Raw genomic sequence first — 8,352 nt, 5'->3', positions numbered from 1 at the left:
ACGGCAGAAAGCGTGCGCGTCCGAACAACGGAATCGACTTGCAAACCTGATCTCTCCTCGGAAACTGCAACAGCTTCCGGCACTACAGGATAACTCTCTGGACTCGCCTGGGGCCAGAAGGTCATTGGATTTGTCGGCGCGGAGCCGATTTTTTGGGTTGGCGACGCAGGCAGGTTGTTTCGGCGGACGTTTTTTGGGAGAGGGCATCGGTACGACTGAGACGCGGTCAGGCGGTTGAGGCGAAGTGCTGTTGGGCTCATAGAGAGCCTTCAATTTTGATTTTGAGTTTTCACGGTTGGGAGGTTGGGTCCGTGGACTCCCACCCTGGCCGCAAGAACAAAGACGCGGCGCGGGTGGCGGGGTAAGACTTGTAAATTCCCAGGTCTCAAATCGAGACCTGGGGCGCCGCGCTCGGGCGATGTTTATTGTCCGGGTTTGGAGGGGGTGGGGGTGGCTTCGGGCTTTTCGGGCGGGGGCGGCTGTTCGCCGGCGGCGCGGAGGGCGCGGTCGATGACCATCCAGAGCTGCTCCTCGGGCATGGCGCCGTTGATGCGCTCGCCTTCAATGAAGACGGCCGGGGTGCCTTCGATGCCGAGGGCGTCGGCCTGCTTGGCGGATGCCTTGACCTGAGTGTCGTCCTGCTTGGCGATGCAGGCGTCCAGTTTGGCGGTGTCGAGCTTGGCGACGGTGCCTTCGTCTTTGGCGATGCGGTCAAGGGCGGCAAAGCTTTTCTGGACGTCGCGATCCTGCCCGTTGATCTCCTGGCCGTGCGAGTGGAGGTAGTCGACGTATTTCCAGTAGATGTCGCCGTTCTGGGCCGCGAGGCAGTTGGCGTCAATGGCGGCGTGCATGGCCCAGGGGTGGATCTCGACGAGGGGATCGTCCTTATAGATGAAGCGGACTTGGTCCTTGTAGCGGTTTAGGGTGTTGGGGAAGAGCGACTCGTGCATCCGCGCGCAATAGGGGCACTCGAGATCGTCGAAGTTGATGATCGTGACCTTGGCGCCGGGGTTCCCCCGTATGGGGCGGCCGGCAACGTCGATGTTCATGGCCGGGTTTTTGTCGAGATCGAAGGTTTCGAGCCGGGCCAGCGTCTTGTTGTCTTTGGAGATGAGGAACTTGATCACCTGGTTGCGCCCGCCGCGGGTGAGATTTACGGGCAGAGTGTCATAGGTGGGAAGCTCGCTGGGGGTGCGCTGCCCGAGGGTGACGGTGATGTCGGGCGGGACGTTGAATTGGGAGCGGACCATGACCTCGACGCGGCGGGTGAGGGCGGGATCGGTGGAAGGGGTGACCTGGGCTTTGCAGCCGGCGGCGAGGCCCAGGGCGAGCAGGCCGGCCATCATTCGAAGACGCAACAAATTCGGTTCCTCTATGCAGGGACGCTCCGCTGGGGGGAACGTCACAATGACTCGTCACGACGCGGGTTCAGGCGGGCCGGGGCGGTATCAACAGGATATCAGCACCTGCGGTGCGGCTGATTGCGGCTCCGCAGCCTTCGCCGGCGCCTGCGGTGCGGCCGATTGCAGCTCCGCCGCCTTTCTGGCTTCGTGGCCTCCCATCCTGTCGCCAGGAAAAAGGCGACACGACCGGCCACGGGAGGTTTGCGGAGGAATAACCGGCGGGACAGTTACCAGGCGGGGGTGGCGGCGGGGTCGCGGAACACCACGCTGGAGCGGCGGATGTCGCCGACGGAGCCGAAGTTGGCGAGGGTGAAGCTGTAGAGCCACTGCGTTTCATCCCGGCCGGTGGAACCGACGGTGCCGAGCTCGAAGCGGCGGTAGCCGAGTGTGAGGCCGCAGCAGTCCCAGTTGTAGACGGCCTGGACCCCGCCGTACTGGAGGAGGGACTGGACGAAATCGTAGCCTCCGTTCATGGCAAGGTTGAAGCCCGCGCGATCGGGGCGGCCGATCTGGAGAAACGGGCTGAGCTGCTGGCTCTGGATGAGAGCGGCTTTGGTGCCCTGTTCGTTGGGGGCGTTGAGGAGAGCGTGGCCGATGCCGAGCGTGGTGATGCCCCAGGTGTAGCCGGCGAAAATGTTGTCGGCTCCGAAGCGGCCGGGCTTCGGATCGTAATCCATGTCCCACTCGATGCGCAGGTTGTGGACGGCCTCAAAGCGCATGCGGGAGATGAGTGGAGAAAGGTTGCGCGGCTCGGTGAGGAAGGCGATGCCGGTGAGGTCGAGGGTGGAGGAGAAGACGTTGCGTCGGCCGGGGATGAGGGCCTCGCCAAATTTGGGATCGAGATAGTAGCGCTGGGCGATTTGCCAGCTTGCCCATTCGCGGGGGCGGGTCTGGCAGTCGGCGGATTCCGGGATGGCGGCGGCGTCGCAGGAGTGGCGGCGGACGTAGAAGCGCTGGGTGAGTGAGTAGCCGAGTTCGTTGGTGTCGGTGGCGATGTCGGTGGTGTCCACGAGGAGCACGTTGCGTTCTTTTTCGCCGATGCCGTCGACGAAGCGGTAAGTCAGCTCGGGCTCGATCACGTGGCGAAGGACTTTGCCGGCATGGCCGATAGCGAAGTCACGTCCCATGGCCGGAGGGCGGAGGTCGAGGGCTGCCTCGGCATAAAAGCGATTGAGGGGCTCATGGCTCACGGCGGGGACGCCGCCCCGGGTGCCGGCAATGTCGGGGACCTGGCTGGTGGAGTACCAGGTTCCGCGGAAGCCAGCCTGCGGGATGATGCTCCAGCCGCCGCCTGTGAGCGGCAGGGAGATGTGCGGATAAACGTCGATGCGGCCGTCGTTGTGGGCGTGGAAGTCAGGCTCCGAGCGGCCGAGATGGGCGACGGAGGACCCGAGTCCCCAGTAAACCGGCGAGGTGACGGGCCCGAGGGGGTGATCGAGGACATCGTAGCGGATGCTGGGCAGATGCAGGATGCGGACTTCGTTGCCTCCGGTGGGACTGGCGAAGGTCTGCAGGCGGGCCACTTCGATGGATGGAACGTAGCCGTTGTGGGCGTTGGTCAAGCTGATATCGCTTTTAACCTGGGAGTTGATGGCCTGCCAGTAATTGTCGTTGAAGACCAGGCGGTAGGTGTAGCTGGAGAGGTATTCGGCGTAGCCGGCGAGGCGGGTTTCCGCGGAAAAGTCCTTGCGCAGGTTGGCGGAGATGTCCGTGCCGCCCTGGTTGATGTTGACGATGGAGCCGTCGGGCTGGACCTGGTTATAGCCGCGATCGAGGAGGGCGTTCCAGCGCAGGCCGAGGTGATCGAGGCCCGGACCTTTGTAGCGGAAATCGCCATTGGGAGCCCAGCCGCGGCGGCTGTAGTATTCGGCGCCGATCACCATGTCCATGCTGCGGTTGATGGCCCAGTAGTACTGTTCGCCCACGGTGAAGCCGCGAATGGAGGAACCGATGCTGAGGATGGGAATGAGGAATCCGCTCTGCCGGCCGCCTTCGTCGATGGGGTGTTCGAGATAGGGCAGGTAGAAGAGGGGAACGCCGACAAATTTGAAGTAGGTGTTTTTAGCGGAGGCTTTGCCGTTATTGAGGTGGATGGAGCGGGCGATGAGTTGCCAGTCGGGATGGGGGAGGCGGCAGTTGGTCATCGTGCCGTCGACCACGCGGTAGTCGCGCTCCCCGGACTGGATGAGTACGCGCGCGGAAATGATGAACGGGTTCGCGGTGGAGTAGACGACGGTGTGGCCGGTTCTGCGCACGCCCATGGTGCCGGCGACGTCGTAGAAGCGGGCGGTGTGCATGTTGAGGCGGATGGTGCCGCGAGAGGCGGTGAGCACCACGTCGTCGGGTCCGCCGCGGACTTCGAGATGGCCTTCGGCTTCGACTTCGGTGGTGTCCTGGCGCCAGGTGATCTTGTCGGCGCTGATGACGTAGTCGCGATAGCGGAACTCGGTCACGCCGTAGAGCGTGGCGGTGTTGCTGGCCCAGATCTGGCGGTCGGCTTTCCAACTGACGGGCATGCCGGTCGGTGGTGTGGGCTCAGGCTGCGCGATGGGAATGGCTTCCTGTCCGGGGTCGTCGGGAAGCGGTGCGGCCTGCTGCGCCGGAGTGTCAATTCCGGATTGTGAAGGAGGTAACCCATTGGTAAACGCCTGCCCCAATACAAATCTGTGGCAGAGGACCAATAGCGTGATACACAGAAAAAAGCGAGGACGCATCCGGAGACCAAGGTCAGCATAGCAAATGCAGGCAGGATCAATGGACGTACAACGCACGCTCTGGCAGCAGGACAAACCGGCACAGCACGCCACTTCGGATCGCCTGATCCGGACGATGTCTTGTTTGATTTTCCGCGTACCACCTTTTGCATTGAGGCACGCTGTTGCGCATGGTTGGCGCGGCAGGACAACAGGGCGGATCGCAGCAAGCGGAGCCGCAGTAGAGGGAATCTAAATTGAGTACAGTTGGTCAACCGGATCTGGAACCCGCGTGGAAGCAGGAAGTGGCTCGGCGCCTGGCCGCCCACAAAAACCGCAAGGGATCGGGTGCGCAGGACGAAGCGCCGGCGCAGCAGCATGCCTTTGGGAGCAGCCTGGCGGCGCAGGCGGCGGCGCGTGTCGCCGCGCGTTATGCAAGGGCCAAGAGCTATAGCGATATGCAGGCCGAAGAGGCCCGGCTGGCGGTGCGCGCGGCGGAGATTGCGACCAGGGTTGCCCTGGAGGCCCAGGCTGTCGCGGAAGAGGCGATCGCCGAACTGCATGCGGCAGCGACCGAGCCGCAGCGCGGGCCGGCGGTGGTGGAGAGCATCTCGCGGGGCCGGGTGGAGGCTGAGATTGTTGTGGCCGCGATTGCGGTCGAGCCCGCGTCCCGCCCTGAAGTCGACGTGATGGAGACGACGGCTGAGACCGCTGTCGAGCTTGTGCCGGAGGTTGTGGTGGAGGCGCCGGCTGTTGCGCGGGTGCCGGAGCCGGTGATCACGACACAGATTGTGGATGGGCAGAGCTTCGGCATTCGGTGGGAGCCGGATGCGCCGGTGCGCAGGCTCGAAACGAAGCCGGAGAGCAGGCCGGTGGTGCGGACATCGGCGCGGCCCTCGGCGCGGCCCGAGCCGTTCGAACTGGACACAGAGGACTGGTGGACGCCGGCGCAGGTGAGCGCAACCCTGCGCAATGAGCCGATTGCGGTCGAGACGGATCCAGGCACGGCCAACCTGATTGCATTTCCGCGGGAGATTGTGGCGACGCGCAAGATGCGTCCGCGGCTGCTGGAGCCGGTGCAGGCTGCCACGCAAACGGAGCGGCAGTTGAGCATCTTCGAGGTAGACCCGGAGACAGTCTCGACGGAGCCGGAGGTTGCGGTTGCATCGACGCCGGCATGGCAGGAGAAGGAGTGGGCTGGGGAGCAATGGGCCACATCGACCGCCGTGGTGCAGGTTTCGGGTCCGGAGTGGTCGGGTATCGAACTGGACGAGCATCCGCTGCTGGAGCAGCGTCCCGAACCGGAGCCGGTGCGGCGGGCGCAGCAGATTTTTCTGGCGCCCCTGGGACAGCGCTTGATGGCGATGGCTGTGGATGGATGCCTCATCCTGGGCGTCTTCTTTGCCGCGGCGATGATGCTGGCCGCGCGCATGCAGCAGCCGTTGATGCCGCGCGGGGTCGAGATGTTTGTAACGCTGGGCGTGTTGACCGCGGGATTTGTGTACAACCTGCTGTTCATGGCGCTGGGCGTCAGCACGCCCGGCATGCGCTATGCGGGGATCGCCTTCTGCACGTTTGAGGAAGAGATTCCGACGCGCGCGCAACTGCGCAAGCGGCTGGGAGCGATGGTGCTGTCGCTGGCTCCCGTGGGGTTGGGCCTGGTGTGGTCGGTGTTCGATGAGGACCACCTGAGCTGGCATGACCGGATGTCGGGGACTTATCTCAGGAAGAGGTAGAGCTCTCAAGCAAGAGATGAAAGAGCCGATCCGCGGTGGATCGGCTCTTTTGTTTTTGGGGGTGGGGGTGTGGTGGCAGGCTGGCAAGGTTCGTGGTCACCCACCCGGCCGCAAAGACCAAGACGCGGCGAGGATGGGGCGCCCGGGCTCGTGGCAGGCCGGTGGTAGGATCGAGTACCACACAACAGGCGGGGGCCTCAGGCTGTCACAGAAGAAATTCTGGAACGACTCTCCGGTAGTCAATCAGAGGGTTGTGCTCAAGGAGATGCTATGGGCAAGCTGGTTCGGATTCCGATCACCAACATCTATGCAGGCGGCGACTACACCGGCCGCATTCTCGTCGGTCCCAGGCAAAAGCCGATGAACGTTCTTCTCGACACTGGCAGCAGCGCGCTGGCGCTGGACGCGAAGAAGTACAAGCCGCAAACGAAGGCTGGCGATGCGACCACGGACCTGGCGCAGACGGATGCGTACGGGGACGGCAGCTCGTGGACCGGGGCGGTGATCAAGACCCGGATTGCCGCGGGGACGGGCTCGGAGTCCGTGGTGCTGGCCGATGGCAATGCCGCGATCGCGTATACAGCCTCGTCGGAGATGTGGGGCGAGACGGATGGCATTCTGGGACTGGCGTACGCGCCCCTGGACGATGCGTTCACGATGCCGCTCGATACGTGGAAGAAGAAGTACTCGGCGACGCAGGTGCGCAAGGGGAAGCACGGCACGATCAAGCCATACCTGACGCAGCTTTTCGAGGAAGGGATCACTTCGGACAAGATTTCGTTCTGGACGCACCGCTCGTTTGTGCACGAGGGCGGGGGCGGGGCAAAGGATCCGCTGAACAACGGATGGATGATTCTGGGAGGCGGCGAAGAGGCCACCGATTTGTACACGGGTTCGTTCCAGACGGTGAAAGTGCTGTCGCAGGAGTGGTACTGCGCGAATCTAAAAGAGGTGGTGGTGGGCAACACGGCGCCGATTGCGTCCAAGATCAAGCCGCCCGTGGGCATGCCTTCCAACTCGATCATCGACAGCGGGACCAACAGCCTGAACCTGAGCCCGCCGCTGCTGGAGGCGATGATCTCGCAGTTTACGGCGGATCAGCAGGCGCTGCTGAACAGCTCAATCAAGAGCGGCAAGCTGGTGAGCGCGAAGAAGCTTGTGCTGGCGAGCTGGCCGACGCTGACGTTCGTCCTCGAGGGCAGTGCGGGCGATGTGCAGCTCGAGGTGGGGCCGCAGGACTACTGGCAGGTGAATACGGAGAAGGTAGGTTATGCGGCTTGCGCGCTCACCGTCGGGGATCCAGGATTGGTGATTCTGGGATTGCCGCTCATGAATCCGTATTTCACGGTCTATGACGGAGAAGCCGATAACGGGCGGGGTGTGGTGAAGTTCGCGCGGAAGACAACTTGATCGCCGTGTCGCCAGACTGGCTCCCGGCGGCTCGCTTGTGACCGCCGGCACAGCCCCACAGGTTCACTCTGGTTCACAATCGATCTCTCGACCCATGCCGCGTCCCGTGCCATTCCGCTCCGCAGCCCACTTTCTGCCCATCCATCCTCATCGGACTGTTTACCAGAAAACTAATAGGGTTTCACCCCCATTCGCTGCAGGTTTAGCACGGCAAGATATCTCGCAAGTACCTGAACATTAATATATTACTTTGACTTATCCTGTTACATCGATTTTCGCCCCGAACCCGAATAAAACACGAAGTTCAAGCGAATAAACCGCATGATGGATCAATCAAAAAAGGGCGGTAATATTACTCATTAGTAACTATACGGATCGAATCCGTTCACCAGGCCGCGAGCCTTCGAATCACTCCCCACGGACATCCTGCGCCCCCGAATAAAATCGCGAAGTACCGAACAGCCAACTGAAAACCCTTCACCAGGTCAGGGCGCGGACGGCGCTGACGCCGGCGCCGATGAGGGCGGTTTCGTCGTCGGGCTCCATGATTTCGAGGGAGAAGCTCTGCAGCGGGCTCATCTTCACCATGGATTCGAGGTGGGAGCGGAGCAGGCCGACTTCAAGGAATTTGACATTGTGGCCGGTGAAGTAGAACTTGCCGGGGCCTGCCAGGTGGATGAAGGACGCGGTGCCGGCGGCGAGGGCGCGATGCCTGAGATCGACGAACTCGAGGCATTTCTGATCGCCCTGCCGAGCGGCGGCAAAGACCTCTTCGGGCTCCTTGTCGAGGAAGCGCAGCCGCATGGCGCGGTAGCCCATGATGCCTTCCAGGTGGCCGACCCCGCCGCATCCACAGAACTTCTCTTTGGGATCGAGGGTGACGGTGATGTGACCCCCTTCCCAAACGCCTTCGACGTAGGGCCAGCGGCCGTAGCCGATGCCGTTGCCGATGGTCCAGACGCGGGTAAGGCGGTTGAGATGGCCGCGGGTGGCGGCCACTCCGGCGGCGATGGCATCGGCGTCGTTGGCGATGTGGACCGGTGCGGCGATGGCGCGTGACTGCAGGGCCTTGCCCAGCTCCTCGCCGAGGTGTACGCCTTTCAGCTGGGG

The 8,352-nt window shown here is 63.1% G+C and carries 5 protein-coding genes; 2 read left to right on the top strand and 3 right to left on the bottom strand.

What is annotated here, in order from left to right:
• Positions 1-422: 422 nt before the first annotated feature.
• On the bottom strand, positions 423-1,361 hold the full coding sequence (locus VGL22_RS05505) for a DsbA family protein (RefSeq protein ID WP_465265892.1): 939 nt from the start codon (positions 1,359-1,361) through the stop codon (positions 423-425).
• A gap of 269 nt (positions 1,362-1,630) precedes the next feature.
• Positions 1,631-4,060, bottom strand: coding sequence for an LPS-assembly protein LptD (locus VGL22_RS05500; RefSeq protein WP_465265891.1), 2,430 nt, complete (start codon positions 4,058-4,060; stop codon positions 1,631-1,633).
• A 293-nt stretch (positions 4,061-4,353) separates the two neighbouring features.
• Between VGL22_RS05500 and VGL22_RS05495 the strand changes: the two genes are divergently transcribed.
• Positions 4,354-5,832 carry an RDD family protein gene (locus VGL22_RS05495; RefSeq protein ID WP_465265890.1) on the top strand — a complete coding sequence of 493 codons (1,479 nt, stop codon included), beginning with the start codon at positions 4,354-4,356 and terminating at the stop codon, positions 5,830-5,832.
• Between the two features lie 270 nt (positions 5,833-6,102).
• Positions 6,103-7,242: a pepsin-like aspartic protease gene (locus VGL22_RS05490; protein WP_465265889.1), complete on the top strand. Its 1,140-nt coding sequence runs from the start codon at positions 6,103-6,105 to the stop codon at positions 7,240-7,242.
• Between the two features lie 477 nt (positions 7,243-7,719).
• On the opposite strand, the gene VGL22_RS05485 is transcribed toward VGL22_RS05490, so the two are convergent.
• Positions 7,720-8,352, bottom strand: a 633-nt coding sequence (locus VGL22_RS05485; RefSeq protein ID WP_465265888.1) for an ROK family protein, incomplete at its 5' end; no start/stop codon positions are given.

This window comes from Occallatibacter sp., from assembly GCF_036502485.1.
GTDB lineage: Bacteria > Acidobacteriota > Terriglobia > Terriglobales > Acidobacteriaceae > Telmatobacter.
Note: the sequence above shows the minus strand (reverse complement) of the source record. Positions and strands in the feature narration are given on the sequence as shown.